Genomic DNA, 333 nt, shown 5'->3' with positions numbered 1-333 from the left:
TGCCGGCCGGTCTCTAACGGGTGCGCGTCTGGAACCGGCCTACCCCCATGTTGCCCTCGCCCTGGCGGACGGGGGTGTGTCGGTGGATCAGGCGCAGGCGGTGATCCGGGAGATCGAGAAGATCCCCACCCCGGTCCGGCATGTCCATCACGCCACGGCCGAACGGATGCTCGTGGACACGGTGCCGAGTGTTGATGTGGACCAGATTCGTGTGCTGGGTTCTCGGATCCGAGCCTATCTGGATCCTGATGGGCGTTTCGCGGAGGTTCCGCCGTTGGTTGATGAGTTTCATGTGACGGTGACACCTAGGAGGAATGGTGCGTGGAATCTGAC

At 63.1% G+C, this 333-nt stretch carries 1 protein-coding gene; it reads left to right on the top strand.

The window, feature by feature from the left end; translation table 11 throughout:
- Positions 1-82 precede the first annotated feature (82 nt).
- The coding region (locus tag NQ038_RS15220) for a 13E12 repeat family protein (protein ID WP_257062995.1) at positions 83-333 on the top strand (251 nt) is incomplete at its 3' end.

Source organism: Brevibacterium sp. 50QC2O2 (genome assembly GCF_024580675.1).
GTDB classification, from domain to species: Bacteria; Actinomycetota; Actinomycetes; order Actinomycetales; family Brevibacteriaceae; genus Brevibacterium; species Brevibacterium moorei.
The sequence above is the reverse complement of the archived record's forward strand: the minus strand, read 5'-3'. Positions and strand labels throughout refer to the sequence as shown.